Raw genomic sequence first — 22166 nt, 5'->3', positions numbered from 1 at the left:
GACCAGTAGCCTGCACCGAGCGGACGACGAGGTCAAGTGATGCGGTTCGAACCGGTGGCTCCGGTCCGCGCGTACGAGCGGGTCGTCGAGCAGATCGAGCAGGCCGTGGTCAGCGGCGCGCTCAAGCCGGGGGAACGGCTGCCGAGCGAGCGGGAGCTGATGACGCAGTTCGGCGTCGGCCGCTCGACGGTCCGCGAAGCCCTGCGCGTGCTGCAGGCGGCCGAAATGATCCGCTCGCGGCCCGGCGACCCGCGCGGACCCGAGGTGCTGGCCGCTTCGCCCGCCGCGTTGCACCGGTCGATGCACCGGCTCGCGCGCGCCGACCACGTCGGGCTCGCCGAACTGCTGCAGTTCCGGATGATCCTCGACGGCTCGGCGCACCTGCTCGCGGCCGGGCTCCGGACCGAAGAGGACCTGACCGGCCTCGACGCGGCCCTGGAATCGATGCGCGAAGGCGTCTCGCGCGGCTATGCCGAGTTCAGCCGCGCCGACGTCGCCTTCCACGAGGTGATCGCGCGCATCTCCCGCAATCCGCTGCTGGTGGTCAGCGAAGAAGTCGTCCGCGGGGTCGTGCTGGAACTGATCGAGGACAAGCTCGAGCACGCCAGCAACCGGACGTCGCTGATGCGCACCTGGCTCGCCCACCACGCCGAGGTGCTCGACGCGATCCGCGCGGCCGACGGCGCCGGCGCAGCACAGCTGGCCAAACAGGCGTTGTACGACAACTACGCCGAATACGTCCCCGCCGGGCAACGGCCGCTGCTCGCGCCGCTGCTGCGGTCCTAGACTCGGCGGGGTGGACGCGGCGAAACGAGACGGGGTCGGGCTCGCGCTGTCCGGCGGTGGTTACCGGGCGATGCTCTTCCACGCCGGGGCGCTCTGGCGGCTCAACGAACTCGGCTGGCTGCCGAAGCTGACCACCGTCTCCAGCGTGTCGGGCGGGTCGATCGCGGCCGGTGTGCTCGCGCACGCGTGGCCCAAGCTGTACTTCGGCGACGACGGCGTCGCCGAGAACTTCGGCAAGGAAGTCGTGCAGCCGCTGCGGAAACTCGCGCGCACGAACCTCGACGTCCCGGTGACGTTGAAGGCGATGTGCATCCCGTGGCGCAGTGCCGGCGAGGAACTCGCGCGCCGCTACGCGAAGCACCTCTTCGGCGACTGCTGCCTCGCGGACCTCGACCCGGCCGGCCCGCACTTCGTGTTCACCGCGACCAGCCTGCAGGACGGCTCGCTGTGGTGGTTCTTCCGGCAGCCGGGCCCGCACGGGCGGATTTCCCTGGCCACCGCGGTCGCCGCGTCGTCGGCGTTCCCGCCGATGCTCTCGCCGGTGGTGATCCCCGATCCGCACCAGGCCGGCCGCAAGATCGTGCTCAGCGACGCGGGCGTGTACGACAACCTCGGCCTCGACCCGATCGAGAACCAGCGGGCGACCGTCCTGGTCAGCGACGCGGGCAAGAAGATGAAGCACGAGGACCGGCCGAGGCACAACTGGCCGATGCAGCTGCTGCGCGTGCTGACCGTGATGGACAACCAGGTCCGCGAACTGCGCACGGGTTCGCTGCTCAAGTCCTATGAGGACAAGGCGTACGCCGGGACGTACTGGGCGACCTACAGCGACATCGAACACTTCGAACTGCCGGACGCCCTGCCGGCCCCGCTCGAGCAGACCCGGAAACTCGCCGAGACCAAGACCCGGCTGACCAGGATGTCCGAGACGACGCAGGACCAGCTGATCAACTGGGGTTATGCGGTCTGCGACGCGGGCATGCGGCGCTGGGTCTGCCCCGGGACCGGGCTCAAGCCGGAATTCCCGTACCCGGGCTCAGGCGTCGGCTAGGTTCGCGTAGACGACGATGTTGTCCTGATAGCTGTGCTCGGCGTGGTCGAACGCGCCACCGCAGGTGATCAGCCGCAGTTCCGGTTTGTCGCTGTTGCCGTAGACGGCGTCCTTCGGGAACGTGTCCTTCGGGACCTGGGTGACCCGGTCGACGACGAACTTCAGCTTCCGGCCGTCGCTGCGGTCGATGTCGACTTCGTCGCCGGGCACGAGGTCCTTGAGCTTGAAGAAGATGCCCGGTTTCTTGTCGCCGTCGACGTGGCCGAGCACGACCGCCGGGCCGACGTCGCCGGGGACCGGCGAAAGCTTGTACCAGGCCGCCTGCATCGGGGTGCGCACCGACGGGACGGAGATCGAACCGTCGGGCTTCACGGCGACGGCCAGCAGGCTGGACTCCGCACCGATCTTCGGGATCTTCACCGACGTCGGGCGAAGTCCCTTGAACGGCACGGTCACCGGCACCGGCGCGGGAGCGGGCGCCGCGGCCTTCGGCGGCTCGGCGGTGCCGCACCCGGCCAGGGCCAGCACCAGGGCGAGCGCCGCGCCCGCCCGGCGGACCGTCACCAGGCCGTGCCGCCGAAGCCGGTCTCGACCCCGCCCTTGGGCGCGACCTTGACCTGGGCCTTCGGAGCGGCGTTGCCGGCGGGCGTGGTGCTGGTCGCGGTGGTGCTGGGCGCCGTGGTGAGGGGCGCGGTGCTCGACGACGGCGCACTGGACGACGGCGTGCTCGTGGCCGTCACGGTCGAGGTCGGCGGCTGCTGCTCCTGCTCGAACTCGACGGTGCCGTTGCCCTCGACGCCGGCGCAGGTCCAGCTGAACTTGGCGGTCGTGGTGCCCGCGGGGGCGTCGGCGACCCGCACCGAGTAGTTCCACAGCCGGCCGTCGGCCTCGTCCTGGTCCGGGCCGCCGGTGACGCTCAGGTACTGGGTCGCGACCTCGCCCGGCTTGCCGGCGGCACAGGCGATGACGAGGACTCCCTCGCCGCCGAGGCCGATGAAGCCGTGCCCGGTGTTGTCCTGGTAGTCGTCCTTCGGCGGCTCGGTCGTTTCCGGCGCCGAAGACGTGGTCTTCGGGGGCGTGGTGGTCGTGACGTGGCTGGAGGTCGGAGCCGCAGTGGTGGTGCCGGTGGTCGTGACCGGTGCCGTGGTCTCCGTCGAAGTCGGCGCCGTGGTGGTCGTCGTCTCCGACGGGCTCGTGGTCGTGGTCGTCTCGGGAGTGGTGGTCTCGTCCTGCGCCAGCGCGGCGGGCGCGGCGGCGAAGGTGATCAGCGCACCGGCGGACACGATCCCCGCGACCCGGCTCAACGTTCTACCCACGGTTACTCCCAACGGCGGTGGATCTACGACGTCGCGACTATCGACGATTCACCCATCCGCGTTACTCCGGGAGGGCTAACGCGAGGTCGCGCCACAGGTCATCGGGGTCCTCCAGGCCGACGCTGAACCGGATCAGCCCGGCCGGGACGCGCTCCTCGCCCGCCAGCCACGCCCGCCGCTCGACCAGGCTCTCGACGCCGCCGAGGCTCGTCGCCGAGCGGATCAGCCGGACCGACGCGCAGAAGCGGTCGGCCGTCTCGGCGTCGGCCAGGTCGAAGGAGACCATCATCCCGAAGCCCGGGTAGCGCACCCGCCGCACCGCGGGGTGCCCGGCGAGCCGCTCCGCCAGCAGCGCGGCGGTGCGGGACTGTTCCGCGAGCCGGACGGGCATGGTCCGCAGCCCGCGCAGGGCGAGCCAGGCTTCCAGCGCGCCCGGCGTCGACCCGACCCGCATCCGCGCGCCCCGCAGCTCGGCCGCGACGGCCGGGTCCTTGGCCACGGTGATGCCCAGCAGCAGGTCGGAGTGCCCGCCGATGAGCTTGGTCGCGCTGTGCACGACGACGTCCGCGCCCAGCTCGAGCGGCCGCTGCTGCAACGGCGTCGCGAAGGTGTTGTCGACGACGACCCGGCCGCGCGCGGCCGCCGCGATCGTCTCGATGGCCATCACGTCGAGGGTCGGGTTGGTCGGCGACTCCAGCCAGACCAGGTCGGCCGTCGCGGCCTCGGCCACCCAGGCTTCGGTGTCGGTGGGTTCGAGCTCGGTGACGGCGAGCTTGCCGAGCTTCTGCGCGTGGGCCAGCACCCCGCGCGTGACGGCGTAGCTGAACGTCGGGACGGCGACCCGCGACCCGACCGGCAGCAGGTCCAGCACCGCGGACAGGGTGGCGACCCCGGACGCGAACGCCGTCGCGTGGCCGCCTTCCAGCGCCCCGACGGCTTCCTCGAGCGCGTGCCAGGTCGGCGTCCCGTCGCCGCGCGCGTACACGAAATCGCCACCGGCCTGGTAGGTGCTGGTGGCGACGAGCGGGGTGTTCAGCGGCTCACCGGGACCGTGCGGCCGGCCGGCGGCGATGGCCTTCGTGCGGGGCGTCCAGTCGTCCATCCGCCCACGATAAGGGCAGGCCGGGGCACTCAGCCGCGAGTGCCCCGGCCGGGTTCAGTGCGCGTAGACCTCGAATTCGTACAGCGAGTAGCCGTACTTGGTGCCGCGCTGGACGCCCTGCAGCTTGACGAACCGGGCCGGGGTCGCGGCGAACGCGAGGTTGTCCTGCCCGCCGTCGCCGTCGGTCACCACGGCCGCGTCCGTCCAGTTCACGCCGTCCGGCGAGAGCTGGATCCGGTAGCCCTTGCCGTACGCGGACTCCCAGCTGAGCATCACCCGCGAAACCTGCTGGACCGACCCGAGGTCGACGGTGATCGCCTGGTCGTCGCTCCAGTCGCTGGCCCAGCGGGTCGAGGTGTTCCCGTCGATCGCGTTGGACGCCGGCGAGGGGTAGAAGCCGGTCTCGGCGCTGGTGGCGCTGACCGTCTTCGTCGCCGCCAGGTTCGCGACGTTGTCCCCGCGGTGCGCGGCGTACTCGACGACCTGCTGGAACGTCGGGCGGTTCTGCCAGCTGATCTTGTCCTGCGTGATGCCGCCGAGCGGGTTGTGCACGATCGTGTCGGCACACCACTGGTCACCGGCCGAGCAGGACGCGTCACCGGGGTAGACGGTATTCGCGGGCTGGCCGGCGGCGGTGGTCAGCGAGTCGACCAGGGCCTGGCGGCACGCGGTGACGTCGCCGTTCCCGCAGAACGTCTGCCCGAGCGGGCCCGCCACCGGCTGGCCGAGCACCTGGCGGATGTCCTTGCTGACGTAACCCCACCAGCCGTACTGGAACGACGAACCCTTGTGGGGCTGGCCGGTGTGCTGGCCGTTGCCGTTCTGGAAGCCGGACGGGCTTTCGTTGATGCCGAGGACGCTGGTCATCGCGTTGTAGGCGTTGTCGCCCATGCCCGGCTTGAACTCAGCCTGGACCAGCAGCGGCCACCAGGCGTCGAAGATGCGGATCGCGTCGGCGTCCGCGTACGCCTTGCTGCCCGGCGAGGTCTCCGTGCGCAGCTGGCCGTGGGAAAGCCACGTCTTGAGCTTCGCCTCGGCGTCCGCCGCCGCGCCGGTGGCCGGCGTCTTGTCGAGCACCTGCAGCAGCAGCGGCAGCACGCGCTCGGCACGCAGGTCGGCCAGCGCGGCCTCCGACATCGCCTGGGTCAGGTTGACCCGGGTGACCTTGGTGCCACTGTTGATCAGCTTCTTCACCCGCGAGTCGAGCAGGTCGACGCGGTGCACGGCCGACTTGTCCGCCCCGGCCGCGGCGTAGCCGTTGGCCTGGGAGTTGTTCCAGCTGACGTAGTAGTCCTGGTTGATCGACTGCGGGTGCTGTGACGCCGGCGTGTAGTTCGCCAGGTTGCCCGCCGGGTTCCAGCCTGCCCAGTCGTGGCCCTGGTCGCCCCAGACCGGCATGTTCGGGTCCACGTTGGACTGCCGGACCGGGTTGGCCCCGGAGTTGAAGTAGGCGATGTCCTTGGAGTCGGCGTAGAACCAGTTGAACGTGAAGTTGATGTCCTGCGCGGCCCGCTGGAAGTCCGCCGCGGACTTGACGAAGGTCGGGTCGTTCAGCTCCTGGAAGCCGATCAGCGAGTCGACCTCGTGGAAGTAGGACGACCGCAGTGCCGTGTACGCCACCGGCTTGCCGCCGACGGTCGCCCGGCTCTGCACCGGCCCGTACTTGGTGCGGTAGCTGCGCAGCGTGTACGAGCCCGCCGCGGTCCCGTCGGCCACCGTCGGCTTCCAGGCGTTCTTGATCTCCACCGTGTCCATCGGGACGCACTTGCCCTGGTAGGTGTAGTAGTTCGAGTCCTTCGTCGGCGCGTTGCCGCTCGGGTCGCACAACTGCAGCGCGTAGGTGTCGATGATGTCCTGCGCCGACGTCGTCGCGCTCCACGAGTAGTCCTGGCCGCGGCCGAGGAGCACGTAGAGGCTCAGGCCGGCGAACGCCGCACCGCGCGCGCTGATGCCCGGGCCCTGCAGCTCCTGCAGCATCAGCAGCTGCGGGGCGAAGTAGCCGGTCTGCGGGCCGAACACCGCGACCGGGTGGCCGCTGGCGGTCTTGGCGCCGGAGACGAGCAGCGCGTTGGACATGCCGTGCTTTTCGCTCAGCATGTTCCCCGGCAGCACGCCGTTCTCGAACATGCCGCGAGCGGGCTCCTGCTCGGCGGGCGCCGCGACGTCCACAGTGGACGGCGTCGCGGTGGACGCCGAGCCGGTCTTGTCGAACACCACGGGTTGCGGCGTCACCGAGTTCTTGTCCGGCATGGCCTGCCCGACCGCGTTGGCCGGCGTCTTGCCGTACGGGAAGGTCTGGCCGTCGTGCAGCGTCTTGACCGCTTCGGGGTCGTCCTCGGCGCGCAGGCTCTGCCACACCTTCTCGCCCTGGACGACGCCGTACTTCTCCTGCATCGCGAGCTTCGCGATGGCGTTCTGCACCTCGCCGCCGCCACCCGCGCCGAACTCGGCGCCGACCAGCGAGGCGAGCGCGACCAGGTCGGTCAGCTTGAACGGGTCGATCGACCCGGCGTTGGTGATCGAGTCGATGTGCCCGGTCAGCACGTACTCGCCCGGGAAGTACCGGCCGTTGTACGAATCGCTGATGTACTTGTTGATGCCGTCCACGTAGGCCTGCGCATCGGCGAGTCCCTGTGCGCCACGCGGGCCGCTGGCCGCGGTGCGGTCGATCTGCGCCTGCAGCTCGGCTTCGGTGTACGGCGCGTTCGAGAAGAACTGCTGCTCGAGCTCGCGGTTGGAAGCGGCGCCACCGGCGAACGGCGAGAGCTGCCCGCGGGCGGCGTGCCGCAGCACGTCCATCAGCCACAGCCGGTCCTGCCCGGCCGCGTAGCCGGCGCCGAACTCGGTGCCGGCGCGGGTGGTCCCGGTGATGTGCGGCACGCCGAGGGCCTTGTCCCGCACGATCGTGACGTCCGCCCGCGGCTTCGTCGTGCTCGCCACCTGGTCGGCCGGGACGCCGAACGAGGAGTCGTTGAAGTACTGGTTGATCGCGCTGGTGGTCAGCGTCTTGTAGCCGTTGGCCAGCGAGGAGTACTTCCCGAGCTGGTCGGCCGAGTGCGCCGGGCGGGTGCCGAGCAGCTTGTGCGCCAGGATTTCCGCGAGGGTGGCGCTGCCCTGTTCGCCGGGCGGGAGGATGTCGCTGCACTGCCCCCCGCAGTAGTCGTCGGGCGACACGGCTGCCTGGGCAGCCGGCGCGGTGACGGCGACCTGGGTCAGTCCGGCCACGAGGGCCCCCAGTGCCGTTACGGTCAGGGCGCGGATGCGACGTCGCATGCCGGGCTCCCCTCAGTCCAGAAAAGTGACGAAGCGCACGCTACCCAGCAGTAGGCTAAGTGTGAAGACTTTTCGCGTTTTTCCCCTCCTTGGGCGTAGTCCGATCGGCGCAGCCTCCGGGGCGTCGGTACGGTGAGCCCATGACCTTGGAAAAGCCCCTCATCGACCCCCCGGACGGACCCGCGCCGGCCGAACTCGAGATCACCGACCTCACCGTCGGTGACGGCGCGGAGGCCACGCCGGGCAAGACCGTCACCGTGCACTACGTCGGTGTCGCGCACTCGACCGGCGAAGAGTTCGACGCGTCCTGGAACCGCGGCGAGCCGCTGCGGTTCGGTCTCGGCGCCGGCCAGGTCATCTCCGGCTGGGACCAGGGTGTCGCGGGGATGAAGATCGGCGGCCGCCGCAAGCTGGTGATCCCGCCGCACCTGGGCTACGGCGACCGCGGCGCGGGCGGCGTGATCAAGCCCGGCGAGACGCTCATCTTCGTCGTCGACCTGGTCGGCGTGAACTAGCTTCCCCCATTTCCGGCAAACCGGCCCCGGCGCACCGCGCCGGGGCCGGTTTTTGCTCCAAGCAGCGCCTTTCCGGCCCGCGAGCCGTCGCTACCCTCGGGAGTGATCACCGGCACTCACCGCCGGTGCACGACAAGGGGGATCCACCGATGCGCGTTCGCGCTGTGCTTTCCGCTGCCCTTCTTACGTTGGCCGCCGGGCTCGCCACCGCGCCACCGGCTTCGGCCGTGGCCAACGGCGCCGACGTTCCGGCGGGCCAGTTCGGCTTCGCCGCGAAACTCACCATGACGGACATCCCGAAGCCCAACGGCACGAAGTACAACAGCGCGTGCTCCGGCGCGCTGATCGCCGCGCAGTGGATCATCACCGCGGGTCACTGCTTCCACGACGCCAACCGCAACCGCGTCTCCGGGCCGGTGCCGTACCCGACGTCCGTGCTGCTCGGCACGGTCGACCAGGGCACGCCCGGGGTGACGCGCAACGTCGTCACCGTCTACCAGGCGAGCGCCAACGACATCGCGATCGCCACCCTCGACGCGGACGTCACCGGCATCACACCGCTGACGGTCAACCGGGTGACGCCGTCGGCCGGCCAGCTGCTGACCCTCGCCGGCTGGGGCAGCCTCACCTCGGTCAACCCGGCCCCCTCGACGAAGCTGCAGCAAGGCACCGTGCAGGTCGGCCAGGTCGGCACCGCGACGCTCGGTGTCCAGGGCGTCGCCCCGACGTCGACGACGAGCGCCTGCGTGTACGACTCGGGCGCGCCGTACTTCGTCGCGGGCGGCTCCGGCGGGCAGCTGGTGTCGGTCGAGTCGAGCGGCCCGGACTGCCCGCACCACCAGCTCGAGACCACCTCCCGCGTGGACGTCGTCGCGGACTGGATCGCCGCGCACACCGGCTGACCGGAGCCGGGCGTCACCCGATGGTCCACCGGGTGACGCCCGGCCAGGGAATTCCCCGCCCGCGGCGGCGGCCCTAACGTCGAACGTCGACCACCGACTCGACGAAGGGGAAGAATGCGCCTGCGCGCCCTGCTCGCCGCTGCCGTATTGACCGTCTCCACCGCTCCCGCCGCCTGGGCCGTCGCCCACGGTTCCGACGTCCCACCGGGGCAGTACGGGTTCGTCGCGAAGCTCGCGATGACGAAGATCCCGCGCCCGGACGGCTCGACGTACAGCAGCTACTGCACGGGCGCGCTCGTCGCGCCCGCCTGGGTCCTGACGACCGGCCACTGCTTCCACGACGCCCACCGCGACCGCGTCTCGGGCAAGACCCCGTACCCGACGACGGTGACACTGGGCCTGACCGACGAAGCCACGGAATCGGGCATCGCCCGCAAGGCGACCGAGGTCCTCCAGGCCAAGGAGAACGACGTCGCCCTGGTCCGCCTGGACTCCCCGGTGACCACGGTGCCGCCCCTCACGGCGAGCCGCGCGACCCCGAAGGTGGGCCGGCAGCTGACGCTGGCGGGCTGGGGCAGCCTGACGAGCTCGGACCCCAAGCCGGCCACCCGCCTCCAGCAGGGCACGGTGGCGGTGGCGAAGGTGGATCCGACGACGCTGGGCGTCCGCGGCGCGGCCCCGGAGATCACGACGAGTGCGTGCACGTACGACTCGGGAGCCCCGTATTTCTCGGGCGACGAGCTGGTCTCGTTGGAGGCAACGGGCCCGGACTGTCCCCACGCGGGCATCGAGACGACGAGCCGGGTGGACGTCATAGCGGACTGGATAGCCACCCACACGGCGTAACTTCGCCCAGGGCGAACACAGGTGACGAACCCCACGGAGCCTCCCCGGACCACGCTGGAAGGCGACGGGAGGCACCGTGGGGGGTCCGGCGGGCTCGGCCCCCCGGGAGACATAAAGCCAACGGGAAAAGCCCCGATCGCGCTAGCGATCGGGGCTTTGAACAGCGTGGGCGAGGAGGGAGTTGAACCCTCACGTCCTTTCGGACACACGGACCTGAACCGTGCGCGTCTGCCATTCCGCCACTCGCCCGAGTGCTTCTCTCATGCAGCGAGGAGAAGACTAGCAGGTGCTTTGAACGGGTTTCACCGGGGGCCGTGTCGAGGCTCGCTCACCCGGATAGGATCGGTGCGGAAGCACACGTGTGAGGAGGTTTTCCCCGGTGGGCCGCGCCGAACGATTCGACAGGCGACTCGAGAACCTGGTGGGGAACACTTTCGCGCGCATGTTCGGTGGCAACGTCGTCACGCAGGAAGTGGCGATCGCCCTGGAGCGGGAGAGTGAGGAGAACGTTCGTGAGCTGGCAGGCGGTCGGCAGCTCGCCCCCAATCACTACATCGTGTCGCTGGGGGCGGCTGACCACGAGCGCATGGCCGGTGACGAGCAGCGTGTCACGCAGATGCTGGCCAGGGCAGTGGCGGAACACCTCGCCGCCGAGGGTCTGGACACCTATGGTGACGTCGTCGTATCACTCGAGCGCAACGAGGCGCTGCATACTGGACAGTTCAAGACCCGTTCGTCCGTCGATCCCGACGCCCGCCCCTCAGGCGCCGGTTCACCGCGGTCGGCACGACCCAGCAACGCAGGAGACCCAGCAATGAGCCAGCCCCCCGGCTACGGCCAATACGACCAGGGTGACCCGTACGGCCAGCAGGGCCAGTACGGCTACGGACAGCAGGGTGGCCAGCAGCCCGGGTACGACCAGGGTTACGGCCAGCAGGGTGGATACGACCAGTACGGCGGTCAACAGCAGCCCGCTGCCGGTGGCTACGACCAGTACGGCCAGCCGCAGCAGGGTGGTGGCTACGACCAGTACGGCCAGCAGCCCCAGGCCGGCTACGACCAGGGCTACGCCCAGCCCCAGGGCGGTGGCTACGAGCAGGGCGGCTACGCCCAGCCGCAAGGCGGTGGCTACGACCAGGGCGGCTACGCGCAGCCCCAGGGCGGCGGGTACGACCAGGGCGGCTACCAGCAGGGTGGCTACGACCAGTACGGCGGCCAGCAGCAGGGCGGGTACGACCAGTACGGCCAGCAGCAGGCGTACGGCGCCCCGGCCGCGGACCCGTACGCCCAGCAGCAGGGCGGCTACGGCCAGCCCGCGCCGGGCCGTCAGCTCGCGGCGAGCCTGCAGCTGGACGACGGCTCGAACCGCACGTACTCGCTGAAGCAGGGCGGGAACGTCGTGGGCCGGGGCCAGGACGCGGACTTCCGCCTGCCGGACACCGGGGTCTCGCGCCGCCACCTGGAGATCACCTGGGACGGCCAGAGCGCGACGCTCGCGGACATCGGCTCGACGAACGGCACGACCGTGAACGGCACCCCGGTCCAGACCTGGCAGCTCGCCGACGGCGACGTCATCCGGGTGGGTCATTCGTCCTTGGTGTTCCGTACACAGGGCTGACTCAGGACCCGGAATACTGTTCCCGCAGAATTGACGTGCGGGGGGACCGCGGCGTACCCGCGTCGCGGCTGCACGGACGAGTCGGGAGCGGACACACCAAGTGCCAGAGCTGGTCGTACAACTCACCAGGGTGGGCTTCCTCGTGCTGCTCTGGCTCTTCGTGTTCGCCGCGCTCAGAGTCGTCCGTTCGGACCTCTACGCGGCGTCAGGCATGCGCGTCCAGGTGCCGACCTTCGGGCGCAAGAAAGAGAAGAAGCCGCGCAACAGCAAGTCGCCGCAGCAGCTGCTCGTGACCCACGGCGCGCTGGCGGGGACCCGCATCGCGCTGGACGGCCGGCCGATCCTGATCGGCCGGGCCGACGACTCCACGTTGGTCCTCGACGACGACTACGCGTCGACCCGCCACGCGCGGATCGCCCAGCGCGGTGAGGACTGGTACGTGGAAGATCTGGGCTCGACGAACGGGACCTATCTCGACCGGGCTAAGGTCACTGCACCCCTCCGGGTCCCGCTCGGAGTCCCCATCCGGATCGGCAAGACGGTGATCGAGCTTCGCCCATGACTCTCGTCCTCCGCTACGCAGCCCGCAGCGACCGGGGCCTGGTGCGTTCGAGCAACCAGGACTCCGTGTACGCCGGCCCTCGCCTGCTCGCGCTCGCCGACGGCATGGGTGGCCACGCGGCGGGTGAGGTGGCCAGCAAGGTCGTCATCGCTTCGCTCGCCCCCCTCGACGACGACGAACCGCGCGACGACCTGCTCGCCCAGCTGCGCGAAGCGGTGGCGAACGGCAACGCCGCGATCGCCGAGCTCGTCTCGCAGGACCCCGACCTCGACGGCATGGGCACCACGCTCACCGCCGTCCTGTTCGCCGGCACCCGGCTGGGTCTGGTGCACGTCGGCGACTCGCGGGCCTACCTGCTGCGCAGCGGTCAGTTCGCGCAGATCACGCGGGACGACAGCTTCGTCAACGAACTCTTGGAACAGGGCCGGATCACACCCGAAGAGGCGGCGGTGCACCCGCAGCGGTCGCTGCTGCTCAAGGCACTCACCGGGCACGAGGTCGAGCCGAGCCTGACCGTGCGCGAGGCCCGCTCCGGCGACCGGTACCTGATCTGCTCGGACGGCCTGTCCGGCATGGTCAGCGACGAGACGCTGGCCGAGGCCGTGCAGATCCCGGACCCGCAGCAGTGCGCCGACCGGATGATCGAGCTGGCGCTCAAGGGCGGCGGCACGGACAACGTCACGGTGATCATCGCGGACGTGGTCGACGTCGACTTCGGCGAGGACGCGCCCATCGTGGGCGGCGCCGCCGGGGACGGCAGCGACGAGCTGCACCAGGGCGACTCGCCCGCGGCGCGGGCCAGGGCGCTGACCCAGCCGCCTCCGCAGCAGCGCCCGGACCTGCCGCAGCCCCAGGAGGACCCGAAGGCCAAGCGCCGGAAGCGGTTCCGCTGGCTGGCCGGGGCGCTCGTCGTCCTCGTGGTGCTCGCCGCGGCCGCCATCGCGACCCGCTACTTCGTGCTGAGTCAGTACTATGTCGGCGAGGGAGCGGATGGGGAGGTCGTGATCTACCGCGGCGTCCCCGGCAGCATTCTCGGCATCGACCTGCACGCCTACGAGCAAGGGTCCTGCCCGCCGAGCCAGGTGTGCACGGACAAGCTGCGCGTCACCCAGCTCCAGGAGGACGCGCGGCTGGCGGTGCAGAACGGCGTCAAGAAGGACAACCTCGACGAAGCGCGGAAGTACATCGACGACTTCCTGCAGCTGCGCAAGCGCCTGAACAACTGCGCGCCGGCGGGCGGTCAGCCGTCCTCGACGCCAACCCCTTCGGTCACGCCGACGACGACTCCGTCGGCTCCGGCCGGCTCTACTGCTCCGTCGTCGGCGAACCAGCCAGCGGGGAGGGACTGCTCGACGCCGAGTTCGACGGCACCGACGACGGGAGGCGGTAACTGATGAGCCAGCCCGCCGCGCGCGCCGCCGAACCCCTCGCCGCGCAGTTCCAGACGAACCCGCCGCGCGAGGTCCCGACCCGCCGCAACACCGAGCTGGTGCTGCTGGGCTTCGCGACCTTCATCGTCACCGTCGCGCTCGTCCTGGTGGAAGCGAACCAGGAGCAGGAACTCACCGCGTCGATCATCTGGCTCGGCCTGGCCTACCTCGGCGTGCTGACCGGCGCGCACCTGGCCGTCCGCAAGTGGGCGCCGTACGCCGATCCCGTGCTGCTCCCCTGCGTCGCGCTGCTGAACGGCATCGGGCTGGTGATGATCCACCGGATCGACCTGGCCCTGGCCGAACGCGCCACGCAGCAGGGCAAGGACTACACGCCCGCCGTCACCGCCCAGGTGCTGTTCACGGTGATCTCGCTGGTGTTCTTCGTCGTGGTGCTGATCGTGGTCAACGACCACCGCACGCTGACCCGCTACGGCTACACCGCGGGCCTGATCGGCATCGTCGCACTGGCGCTGCCGGCGCTGCTGCCGTCGAGCCTGTCCGAGGTCAACGGCGCCAAGGTGTGGCTGAAGCTGCCGTTCTTCTCGATCCAGCCGGGCGAGTTCGCGAAGATCCTGCTGATGATCTTCTTCGCTTCGTTCCTGGTGTCGAAGCGGGACCTGTTCATGGTGGCGGGCAAGAAGCTCGTCGGCGTCGAGCTGCCGCGCGCCCGCGACCTCGGCCCGATCCTGATCGCCGCGTTCGTCTGCATCGGCGTCCTGGTGTTCGAGAAGGACCTCGGCACGTCGCTGCTGTTCTTCAGCGTCATCCTCGTCATGCTGTACGTCGCGACCGAGCGGGCCATCTGGGTCGTCCTGGGCCTCAGCTTCTTCGCCGTCGGCTGCGTGATCGCCTACAACCTCTTCACGCACGTCCAGCAGCGCGTGGCGAACTGGCTGGACCCGCTGGCCACCTACGACGACGCCGGCGGCGGCTACCAGCTCGCGCAGGGCCTGTTCGGGCTCGGCACCGGCGGCGTCGGCGGCACCGGGCTCGGTGCCGGGCGGCCGGACATGGTGCCCGAGGCCAACACCGACTTCATCACCGCGTCGATCGGCGAGGAGCTCGGCTTCATCGGGCTGGCCGCGGTGTTGATGCTGTACTTGATGGTCGCCATGCGCGGCATGCGGAGCGCGCTCGCCGTGCGCGACACGTTCGGCAAACTGCTCGGCGGCGGGCTCGCGTTCACCATGGTCATGCAGATCTTCGTCGTCGTCGGCGGGGTCACGAAACTCATCCCGGAGACCGGTATCACCGCCCCGTTCCTGTCCAAGGGTGGTTCGTCGCTGCTCGCGAACTACATCCTGGTCGCGCTGCTGCTCCGCATCTCCGACGCGGCCCGCAAGCCCACCTCGCGCCCGAAGCCGCAGCAGCAGCCGCAGGCTCCGATCGCGGAAGCGCACACCGTGCTCGTGCAGCGCCCGCCGGCGGAGGGGGGTGCGCAGGCGTGAACACCCCGCTCCGCAAGGTCGGCATGGCGATGCTCGTGATGGTCGTCCTGCTGCTCGCCAACGCCACCTACATCCAGGTGGTGAAGGCCGACGACTACCGCACCGACTCCCGCAACGCGCGCGTGCTCTACGACGAGTTCGCCCGCCAGCGCGGCAAGATCGTGTCGCAGGCCAACGGCGAGGTGCTGGCCAGCATCAACCCGTCGAACGACAAGTACAAGTACGTCCGGACCTACGCCGACGGCCCGATGTACGCGCCGGTCACCGGCTACTACTCGATCAACTACGGCGCCGGCGGCCTGGAGCGCGCCGAGGACGACGTCCTCAACGGCTCCGACCCGCGGCTGTTCGTGCGGCGGCTGTCGGACATGGTCACCGGCCGGGACCCGAGCGGCGGCAACGTCCGGCTGACCATCGACCCGGCCGTGCAGAAGGCCGCGTACGACCTGATGACGCAACGGGGCTACACCGGCGCCGTCGTCGCGATGGAACCCAAGACCGGCCGGATCCTGGCGATGGTCTCGACGCCGTCGTACGACCCGAACCAGTTGGCCTCGCACACGTCGAAGGCGCAGATCGACGCCTGGAACGCGAACAACAAGGACCCGAAGAAGCCCATGCTGAACCGGGCGATCTCCGAGACCTACCCACCGGGTTCGACGATGAAGCTCGTCACCGCGGCGGCCGCGCTCGAGGACGGCAAGGGCCCGGACACCCAGATCGACACGTCGCCGAACACGAAGGTGCCGGGCTCCAGCAAGACACTGGAGAACTACGCCGGCAGCGCCTGCCCCGGCAACACGTTCAAGGACGCGCTCGCGCACTCCTGCAACGTGCCGTTCGCGCAGTTCGCCGGTGCGCTCGGCGCGGACAAGTTCAGGAAGACGGCCGCGAACTTCGGCATCGGGCAGACCGACCTGACCGTGCCGATGAAGGTCGCCGGGTCGACGGTCGGCCCGCTCGACTCGCAGGACGCGCTCTTCCAGAGCGGTATCGGCCAGCGTGACGTCCGGCTGACGCCACTGCAGGACTGCCTGCTCGCGGCCACCGTGGCCAACGGCGGGATGGCGATGAAGCCGCAACTGGTGCAGTCCGTGCTGGCACCGGACCTGTCGACCATCGAGGACTACAGTCCGACCGAACTCACCGGCACTCCGGCGCTGTCGTCGTCGAACGCCGCGATCCTCAAGGACATGATGATCGCTTCCGAGGGCTTCACCCAGGGCGGCGGCAAGCGCCCGGACATCCAGATCGCGTCGAAGACCGGCACCGCCGAGCACGGCACGGACTCCAAGAACACCGCCCCGCACGCCTGGTACACCGCCTTCGCCCCGGCGAACGACCCGCAGATCGCGGTCGCCGTGATCGTCGAGGACGGCGGCAACCGCGGCCTCGCGGCCACCGGCGGCAAGGTGGCTTCGGAGATCGGCCGTGCCGCCATCAACGCGAAGCTCGGGGGTGGATAGCGCATGCTGTCCTCCGGTCAGCTGCTGGCCGACCGCTACAAGCTGACGAGCCGGATCGCCGTCGGCGGGATGGGCGAGGTCTGGCAGGCCAGCGACACCCGGCTCGACCGGACCGTGGCCGTCAAGATCCTCAAGGCCGAACTCTCCGGCGACGCCGAGTTCCTCCACCGCTTCCGCACGGAAGCGCGGATGACGGCGTCCCTGAACCACCCCGGCATCGCCGCGGTGCACGACTACGGCGAAACCATCTTCGACGGCGACCTGCCGATCGCCTACCTGGTGATGGAGCTCGTCGACGGCGACCCGCTGGCCGGGCTGCTGGCCAAGCACGGGCGGCTGTCGGCGGAGTTCACCCTCGACATGCTCGAGCAGGCGGGCAACGCACTGCAGGCGGCGCACAACCACGGTCTGGTCCACCGCGACGTCAAGCCGGGCAACATCCTGGTGACGTCGGCCGGGCAGGTGAAGATCACCGACTTCGGCGTGGCGAAGGCGGCCGACGCCGCCCCGGTCACCCGGTCCGGCATGGTCATGGGCACCGCGCACTACATCGCCCCGGAGCAGGCGCTCGGGCAACCGGCCGAGCCGGCTTCCGACGTCTACTCGCTGGCGGTGTGCGGCTACGAATGCCTCGCCGGGCACCGGCCGTTCCTGTCCGAGAACGCCGTGACGGTCGCGATGATGCACATCCGCGACATCCCGCCGCCGCTGCCGCCGGACGTCCCGCCCGCGGCGCGCGCGGTGATCGAGGCGACCCTGATCAAGGATCCGCGGCAGCGCTACAACAACGGCGGCGAGTTCGCGGCCGCCGTCGCCGCGGTCCGCGCCGGGCTGCCGCTGCCCACGCCGTCCGGGCTGGTGAACGCCACCTACGCGACCGGGCAGCAGCCCCAGCAGCCGCAACAGGTGCAGCCACCGCCGTCGATGCCGGTGCCGATACCCCAGCAGCAGCTTCCCCCGCCGCAGCAACCGATGGGTCCGCCGTCTCCCGCGATGAACCCGATGCTCGCCATCGGCCCGCCGTCCCGGCCCGCCCCGCGGCAGGTCATGCTGCCGGCCGCCAGGAAGAAGACGCAGTGGGGCTGGTGGGCGCTTCTCGCGGCGATCCTGCTCGTTGTCCTGGTGGCGGGCATCGTGCTGGTGGCGAAGATGCTGGGCGGTGGCAACGGCTCGCCGCCGCACAACGGCCAGCCGCAGAGCCAGGTGTTCCCGGGCAGACAGGTGCCCGCGGAGCAGTCCTCGAGCGGCTACCCGGCGGAGACTCCCGGCACGACCGACGATGGCCGGCAAGGCATCATGACCACACCTTGGACGGAATGGAACGGCATCCAGAGATGAGCACACCCAGACTGCTCTCCAACCGGTACGAGCTGGGCGAAACGCTCGGCTACGGAGGCATGTCCGAGGTCCACCACGGCCACGACGTGCGCCTCGGCCGGGAAGTCGCGATCAAGATCCTCCGTGCCGATCTCGCCAGGGATCCGCAGTTCCTGGAGCGCTTCCGCCGCGAAGCGCAGAACGCCGCCGCCCTGAACCACCCGGCGATCGTCGCGGTCTACGACACGGGCGAAGCGAACGCCGAGTTCGGCCCGCTGCCGTACATCGTCATGGAGTACGTCGAAGGCCGGACGCTGCGCGACATCGTCAAGACCGAAGGCCCGATGTCGCAGAAGCGGGCGATGGAGGTCATGGCCGACGTCTGCGCGGCGCTGGACTTCTCGCACCGCCACGGCATCGTGCACCGCGACGTCAAGCCGGCCAACGTGATGATCACGAAGAACGGCGCGGTCAAGGTGATGGACTTCGGCATCGCGCGCGCGATGCACGACGGCCAGTCCGCCATGACCCAGACCGCCGCGGTGATCGGCACGGCGCAGTACCTGTCGCCGGAGCAGGCCCGCGGTGAGTCGGTCGACGCCCGTTCCGACGTCTACGCCGCCGGCTGCGTGCTGTACGAGCTGATCACCGGCGAGCCGCCGTTCACCGGGGACTCCCCGGTCGCGGTCGCCTACCAGCACGTCCGCGAAGACCCCAGCGCGCCCTCGTCGGTGAACCCGGCGGTGGCGCCGGAGCTGGACGCGGTCGTGCTGAAGGCCCTGGCCAAGGGCCCGGCGAACCGCTACCAGTCGGCGGCGGAGATGCGCTCGGACCTGGTGCGCACGCTCTCGGGCCAGCGCCCGGTGGCGCCGATGGTGATGTCCGAAGACGAGCGCACGCAGGTGATGAACGCCGACCGGCGGCAGCCGCAGCGCTACGACGAGTACAGCGAGCCGGACGACGAGGACCCGAAGGCCAAGCGACGGCGTCGCACGATCCTGGCCGCGGTGGCCGCGGTGTTCGTGCTGGGCGCGGTGCTGCTGATCATGTGGCTGTCGAACGCGTTCAAGAGCAACGACGCGACGCTGGTGGCGGTCCCGGACGTGCTGCACCAGACGGTCCCCCAGGCCCGGGAGACGTTGATCAGCAAGAACCTCACCGGAACGGTCGAGCAGAAGCAGGTGACCTGCGGGGTGCAGCCGACCGACGGCAGCCCGCAGTGCGGCCAGGACGACGTCAACCGGGTCGTCAAGGTCGACCCGGGGGTCGGCACCCAGGTGGCCAGTACCCAGAAGATCACGCTGTACGTCGGCGTCCCGCCGGGCAAGGCCAACGTGCCGGACCTCAAGGGCAAGTCCCGTGACCAGGCCGAGCAGCTGCTCACCGACGCGAAGCTGACCCTCGACCCGACCGTCCAGGAGACCGAGGTCTCCGACCCGAACCAGGCCGGCCTGGTGCAGGGGCAGAACCCGCCCGCGAATACCCAGCTCGACCAGGGCGCCAGCGTCAAGATCACGGTGGGCAAGTCGAAGCAGCTCAAAACGGTCACCGACTTCACCAACCAGCCGTACTCGAAGGCGAAGTCGACGCTGGAGAGCCAGGGCTTCACGACGAAGCGAGTCGACCAGGCTTCGGAGACGGTGCCGAAGGACACGGTCATCACCCAGAACCCGAACGGCGGGCAGCTCGCGGTGGGCAGCCAGATCGTGCTGACCGTGTCGACCGGCCCGGACAGCTCGAGCCAGATCCAGATGCCGCTCCTGGCCGGGATGAACCTCGACCAAGCGCAGGACAAGCTGTCGAGCATGGGGTGGACCGGCAAGTTCAACCAGAAGTCCGACAAGAACAGCAATGCACCCGAGGGCACGATCACGGGTCAGAACCCGTCCGCCGGCACGATGATCAACAAGGACCAGAACGTCACGGTCAACGTGTCGGAAGGCAATGGGTTCCCGTCCATCAGTCTCCCCACAACGACGAGAACCTCCAACTAGCGAGCAACGAGAAAGGCCCGCACGGTTCGCCGTGCGGGCCTTCTTCGTCGATCAGGACTGGTCGAGGAATCCTTGCACGGCACCGAGAACCTGGGCGGCGTCGCTCGCGGCACCGAAATCGAGCTCGAGTTCCTCGGCGGCGCCTGAGCGTTTGACCTTCAGCGAAACGCGGGTTTCCCGGAACCGCCCCAGCCACGCGAAGAGCGAGCGGCAGAAGACGTCGGCGGAGGTGCTCGAAACGCCGACCACGACGGCGTCGAAGACCTGGACGCGGCCGCGGAGCTCGTCTTCGCCGCGCAGCCAGTCGGCGAGTTCCGGAAGCTCGCCGCCGGAGTTTGGCACGGTGATCGCGACGATCCCAGCCGTCACCCGAGCTCCCTTCGCCCAGAACCGGAGAGGACCCGAACCTTAGCCGTCCGCGCGGTCCCACTGGAAGCCCGGGGAGAGAATTGAATTCTGCAATTTGCAGTCAGGACCGGCGACGCACGATCGCCGAAACGGCGAAGTAGCTGACGGCCAGCATCGCCACCGCCGTCACCAGGGCCAGGACCAGCGGGCCGCCGACCGGCTCGTCGTCGGTCAGGGCGTGCAGCAGCGGGTGGACCAGGGGGATCTTCGCCAGCAGGACGACGACGAGCGTGATCACCGCGGCGAGCACCGTCCAGCCGATGCGGTGGACCAGCAGCCGCGAACACGGGAGCGCGATCGCGATGCCCAGCATCGCGCACGCGAGGTGCGCGAGCAGCCCGATGCCGAGCGCCGACGGCTGGATCCGGAACGACTTGAGCGCCGACCACACCTCGGTGATCGCGGTGAGGACCAGCGAACAGGCCAGCACGGTGAGGACCGCGCCGGTGATCATCCGCCGCCACTGCCGTGCGTGGCTCAGGGTCACCAGGCGCTGCACCGGGTCTTCGATGTCGAGCAGCGCGATCGTCAGCCAGCAGGAGACGACCAGCAATCCACCGGCGCTGACACCGAACAGCGGCAGCGGCGGGGAATGCGGGTCGGCGTAGAGGATCACGCACAGCGCGAGGTAGGCCAGCAACGCCGGCAGGTACCGCTGCGAATGGCCGAGCAGCGCCAGGTAGTACCGCGTCAGGGCGAGCACGGCGCCACCTCCCGCACCGACCAGCCGTCTCCGAGCGCCCGCAGCAGAACCGCGTCGACGCGGGCGACCTCGACCGTCAACACCACGTGCGGGCCTTCGGTGACGGCGTGCCGCACGCCGGGCTCGTCCGCCCAGCCGGTGCCGGTGCCACGCAAGACGATCCGCGTGGTCGGCTCCGCCCTTTCCGCCGTGAGCCTTCCGGAGTCCATGAGGTGGACGACGTCGGCGTGGTCGTGCACCACCTGCGGCCGGTGGTCGGTGAACACGACGCTCGCCCCGCGCGCCCGCGTCTCGGCGACGAGCTCGCCGAGGATGGTGTGCGTCCCGACGTCGAGGCCGGACCACGGCTCGTCGAGGATCAGCAGGTCGGGCCGGACCATCACGGCCTGCGCGAGCCCGACTTTCTGCGCGTTGCCCTTGGACAGGGTGCGCAGCGGCGCCGTCGGGCCGCCGACGAGGGCGAGCCGTTCGAGCAGCGGGTCGATCACCGAGAGGTCGTCGAGCCCGCGGATGCGCGCCATGTGCCGCAGGTAAGCGCGGGCGCCCATGCGCTGGCCGGCCGGGAAGCGGTCCGGCAGGTAGCCGATCCGCGGGGTGCCGCCGACCGTGCCGGTGGTCGCGTGCGAGACACCGGCCATGATCCGCAGCAGCGTCGACTTCCCGGAGCCGTTGCTGCCGAGGATGCCGACGACGTGGCCGGGCTCGACGGTCAGGTCGACGTCGCGCAGAACGAAGTCACCGCGCCCGTACCGCTTGCCGACCCCTTCGAGCCGGATCACGCAACAGCGGCCTTCTGCAGCGCCTTGGTCGCGCGTTCGAGCTCGTTCACCCGGGCCGGCTCGACGGGGTGCCCCGCGGCGGCCAGCCAGTTCGCGAGCATCCGGTGGCCGCCCTCGGTGAGCACGGACTCCGGGTGGAACTGGACACCTTCCAGGGGCAGCTCGCGGTGGCGCATGCCCATCACGATGCCGGATTCGGTGCGCCCGGTGATCTCGAAGACGGCGTCCGAAATCGTGTCCGGCACCACGGTCAGGGAGTGGTACCGGGTGGCCGTGAACTCCTCGGGCAGGTCCTTGAGGATGCCGGCGCCGGTGTGCCGCACCTGGCTCGTCTTGCCGTGCAGCAGCTCGGGCGCGCGGTCCACGGTCGCGCCGTAGACGACGCCGAGCGCCTGGTGGCCGAGGCAGACGCCGAGCATCGGCGTGCGCGTCTCGGCGCACTTGCGGATGACGTCCATGCTCTGACCAGCGCGTTCGGGTGTTCCCGGGCCCGGCGAGACGAGCACGGCGTCGAACTCGGGGACGCGGTCGAGGTCCACGACGTCGTTGCGCCAGACCGTGCAGTCGGCGCCGAGCTGGGCCAGGTACTGGACCAGGTTGTAGACGAAGCTGTCGTAGTTGTCGACGACGAGAACGCGCATGACGCC

20 protein-coding genes and 1 tRNA gene are annotated in these 22166 nt (G+C 70.1%); 12 read left to right on the top strand and 9 right to left on the bottom strand.

The features are described from left to right. Nucleotides 1-39 precede the first annotated feature (39 nt). Nucleotides 40-786 (top strand): FadR/GntR family transcriptional regulator, encoded by a 747-nt coding sequence (locus QRY02_RS37840; RefSeq protein WP_285987554.1) that lies wholly within the window; start codon nt 40-42, stop codon nt 784-786. Nucleotides 787-796: 10 nt separating this feature from the next. Continuing rightward, a complete protein-coding gene (locus QRY02_RS37835; protein WP_285987553.1) occupies nt 797-1837 on the top strand; it encodes a patatin-like phospholipase family protein in 1041 nt (346 codons plus the stop codon). Here the strand turns inward: QRY02_RS37835 and QRY02_RS37830 are convergent. From QRY02_RS37830 to QRY02_RS37815, 4 genes are all read right to left on the bottom strand, one after another. Beyond that, complete coding sequence (locus tag QRY02_RS37830) at nt 1823-2401, bottom strand: class F sortase (RefSeq protein WP_285987552.1); 579 nt, start codon at nt 2399-2401, stop codon at nt 1823-1825. The genes QRY02_RS37835 and QRY02_RS37830 overlap by 15 nt on opposite strands. After that, the gene (locus QRY02_RS37825) at nt 2398-3153 is read right to left on the bottom strand and encodes a hypothetical protein (protein WP_285987551.1); all 756 of its coding nucleotides are present in this window, start codon (nt 3151-3153) and stop codon (nt 2398-2400) included. Before QRY02_RS37825 ends, QRY02_RS37830 begins: the two co-directional genes overlap by 4 nt. Nucleotides 3154-3214: 61 nt before the next feature. Next, a complete protein-coding gene (locus QRY02_RS37820) occupies nt 3215-4255 on the bottom strand; it encodes a trans-sulfuration enzyme family protein (RefSeq protein ID WP_285987550.1) in 1041 nt (346 codons plus the stop codon). Nucleotides 4256-4309: 54 nt separating this feature from the next. Beyond that, nucleotides 4310-7528, bottom strand: a complete 3219-nt coding sequence (locus QRY02_RS37815; RefSeq protein ID WP_285987549.1) for a penicillin acylase family protein — start codon at nt 7526-7528, stop codon at nt 4310-4312. Nucleotides 7529-7668: 140 nt separating this feature from the next. Here QRY02_RS37815 and QRY02_RS37810 point away from each other — a divergent pair, with 140 nt between their 5' ends. The 3 genes from QRY02_RS37810 to QRY02_RS37800 all read left to right on the top strand — a co-directional run bounded on the left by QRY02_RS37810 (nt 7669) and on the right by QRY02_RS37800 (nt 9791). Beyond that, nucleotides 7669-8043: an FKBP-type peptidyl-prolyl cis-trans isomerase gene (locus tag QRY02_RS37810; protein WP_285987548.1), complete on the top strand. Its 375-nt coding sequence runs from the start codon at nt 7669-7671 to the stop codon at nt 8041-8043. Between the two features lie 149 nt (nt 8044-8192). Next, nucleotides 8193-8945 carry a S1 family peptidase gene (locus QRY02_RS37805; RefSeq protein WP_285987547.1) on the top strand — a complete coding sequence of 251 codons (753 nt, stop codon included), beginning with the start codon at nt 8193-8195 and terminating at the stop codon, nt 8943-8945. Between the two features lie 114 nt (nt 8946-9059). Then, the gene (locus tag QRY02_RS37800) at nt 9060-9791 is read left to right on the top strand and encodes a S1 family peptidase (RefSeq protein WP_285987546.1); all 732 of its coding nucleotides are present in this window, start codon (nt 9060-9062) and stop codon (nt 9789-9791) included. Between the two features lie 166 nt (nt 9792-9957). On the opposite strand, the gene QRY02_RS37795 is transcribed toward QRY02_RS37800, so the two are convergent. Further along, a tRNA-Leu gene (locus QRY02_RS37795) sits at nt 9958-10040 on the bottom strand. Between the two features lie 130 nt (nt 10041-10170). Between QRY02_RS37795 and QRY02_RS37790 the strand changes: the two genes are divergently transcribed. From QRY02_RS37790 to pknB, 7 genes are all read left to right on the top strand, one after another. After that, complete coding sequence (locus QRY02_RS37790) at nt 10171-11409, top strand: FHA domain-containing protein (protein WP_285987545.1); 1239 nt, start codon at nt 10171-10173, stop codon at nt 11407-11409. Between the two features lie 100 nt (nt 11410-11509). Then, nucleotides 11510-11971, top strand: coding sequence for an FHA domain-containing protein FhaB/FipA (locus QRY02_RS37785; protein ID WP_003079002.1), 462 nt, complete (start codon nt 11510-11512; stop codon nt 11969-11971). Then, nucleotides 11968-13365, top strand: coding sequence for a PP2C family protein-serine/threonine phosphatase (locus QRY02_RS37780; protein ID WP_285987544.1), 1398 nt, complete (start codon nt 11968-11970; stop codon nt 13363-13365). The genes QRY02_RS37785 and QRY02_RS37780 overlap by 4 nt, the downstream gene beginning before the upstream one ends. After that, nucleotides 13365-14852 carry an FtsW/RodA/SpoVE family cell cycle protein gene (locus QRY02_RS37775; protein WP_285987543.1) on the top strand — a complete coding sequence of 496 codons (1488 nt, stop codon included), beginning with the start codon at nt 13365-13367 and terminating at the stop codon, nt 14850-14852. The genes QRY02_RS37780 and QRY02_RS37775 overlap by 1 nt, the downstream gene beginning before the upstream one ends. After that, on the top strand, nt 14849-16318 hold the full coding sequence (locus QRY02_RS37770; protein ID WP_285987542.1) for a peptidoglycan D,D-transpeptidase FtsI family protein: 1470 nt from the start codon (nt 14849-14851) through the stop codon (nt 16316-16318). The genes QRY02_RS37775 and QRY02_RS37770 overlap by 4 nt, the downstream gene beginning before the upstream one ends. A 3-nt stretch (nt 16319-16321) precedes the next feature. Next, nucleotides 16322-17656: a serine/threonine-protein kinase gene (locus QRY02_RS37765; RefSeq protein WP_285987541.1), complete on the top strand. Its 1335-nt coding sequence runs from the start codon at nt 16322-16324 to the stop codon at nt 17654-17656. Further along, nucleotides 17653-19629, top strand: a complete 1977-nt coding sequence (pknB, locus tag QRY02_RS37760) for a Stk1 family PASTA domain-containing Ser/Thr kinase (RefSeq protein WP_285987540.1) — start codon at nt 17653-17655, stop codon at nt 19627-19629. The genes QRY02_RS37765 and pknB overlap by 4 nt, the downstream gene beginning before the upstream one ends. Nucleotides 19630-19680: 51 nt before the next feature. Here the strand turns inward: pknB and QRY02_RS37755 are convergent, their stop codons facing one another. The 4 genes from QRY02_RS37755 to QRY02_RS37740 form a co-directional block, all read right to left on the bottom strand. Beyond that, nucleotides 19681-19998, bottom strand: coding sequence for an effector-associated constant component EACC1 (locus QRY02_RS37755; RefSeq protein WP_103338162.1), 318 nt, complete (start codon nt 19996-19998; stop codon nt 19681-19683). A 100-nt stretch (nt 19999-20098) separates the two neighbouring features. Next, nucleotides 20099-20740: a hypothetical protein gene (locus tag QRY02_RS37750; protein ID WP_285987539.1), complete on the bottom strand. Its 642-nt coding sequence runs from the start codon at nt 20738-20740 to the stop codon at nt 20099-20101. After that, nucleotides 20728-21519, bottom strand: a complete 792-nt coding sequence (locus QRY02_RS37745) for an ABC transporter ATP-binding protein (RefSeq protein ID WP_285987538.1) — start codon at nt 21517-21519, stop codon at nt 20728-20730. The genes QRY02_RS37750 and QRY02_RS37745 overlap by 13 nt, the downstream gene beginning before the upstream one ends. Further along, a complete protein-coding gene (locus tag QRY02_RS37740) occupies nt 21516-22160 on the bottom strand; it encodes an aminodeoxychorismate/anthranilate synthase component II (RefSeq protein WP_285994033.1) in 645 nt (214 codons plus the stop codon). Before QRY02_RS37740 ends, QRY02_RS37745 begins: the two co-directional genes overlap by 4 nt. Nucleotides 22161-22166: the final 6 nt, after the last annotated feature.

Origin of the sequence: Amycolatopsis sp. DG1A-15b (genome assembly GCF_030285645.1) — a bacterium.
In the GTDB taxonomy this organism is placed as follows: domain Bacteria; phylum Actinomycetota; class Actinomycetes; order Mycobacteriales; family Pseudonocardiaceae; genus Amycolatopsis.
The sequence above is the reverse complement of the archived record's forward strand: the minus strand, read 5'-3'. Positions and strand labels throughout refer to the sequence as shown.

What these genes read in the sequence shown, in the direction of transcription:
- QRY02_RS37740 (WP_285994033.1), bottom strand. Translation starts at nt 22,160, where the DNA reads ATGCGCGTTCTCGTCGTCGACAACTACGACAGCTTCGTCTACAACCTG.
- QRY02_RS37780 (WP_285987544.1), top strand. Translation starts at nt 11,968, where the DNA reads ATGACTCTCGTCCTCCGCTACGCAGCCCGCAGCGACCGGGGCCTGGTG.
- QRY02_RS37840 (WP_285987554.1), top strand. Translation starts at nt 40, where the DNA reads ATGCGGTTCGAACCGGTGGCTCCGGTCCGCGCGTACGAGCGGGTCGTC.
- QRY02_RS37810 (WP_285987548.1), top strand. Translation starts at nt 7,669, where the DNA reads ATGACCTTGGAAAAGCCCCTCATCGACCCCCCGGACGGACCCGCGCCG.
- QRY02_RS37815 (WP_285987549.1), bottom strand. Translation starts at nt 7,528, where the DNA reads ATGCGACGTCGCATCCGCGCCCTGACCGTAACGGCACTGGGGGCCCTC.
- QRY02_RS37775 (WP_285987543.1), top strand. Translation starts at nt 13,365, where the DNA reads ATGAGCCAGCCCGCCGCGCGCGCCGCCGAACCCCTCGCCGCGCAGTTC.
- QRY02_RS37765 (WP_285987541.1), top strand. Translation starts at nt 16,322, where the DNA reads ATGCTGTCCTCCGGTCAGCTGCTGGCCGACCGCTACAAGCTGACGAGC.
- QRY02_RS37820 (WP_285987550.1), bottom strand. Translation starts at nt 4,255, where the DNA reads ATGGACGACTGGACGCCCCGCACGAAGGCCATCGCCGCCGGCCGGCCG.
- QRY02_RS37805 (WP_285987547.1), top strand. Translation starts at nt 8,193, where the DNA reads ATGCGCGTTCGCGCTGTGCTTTCCGCTGCCCTTCTTACGTTGGCCGCC.
- pknB (WP_285987540.1), top strand. Translation starts at nt 17,653, where the DNA reads ATGAGCACACCCAGACTGCTCTCCAACCGGTACGAGCTGGGCGAAACG.
- QRY02_RS37800 (WP_285987546.1), top strand. Translation starts at nt 9,060, where the DNA reads ATGCGCCTGCGCGCCCTGCTCGCCGCTGCCGTATTGACCGTCTCCACC.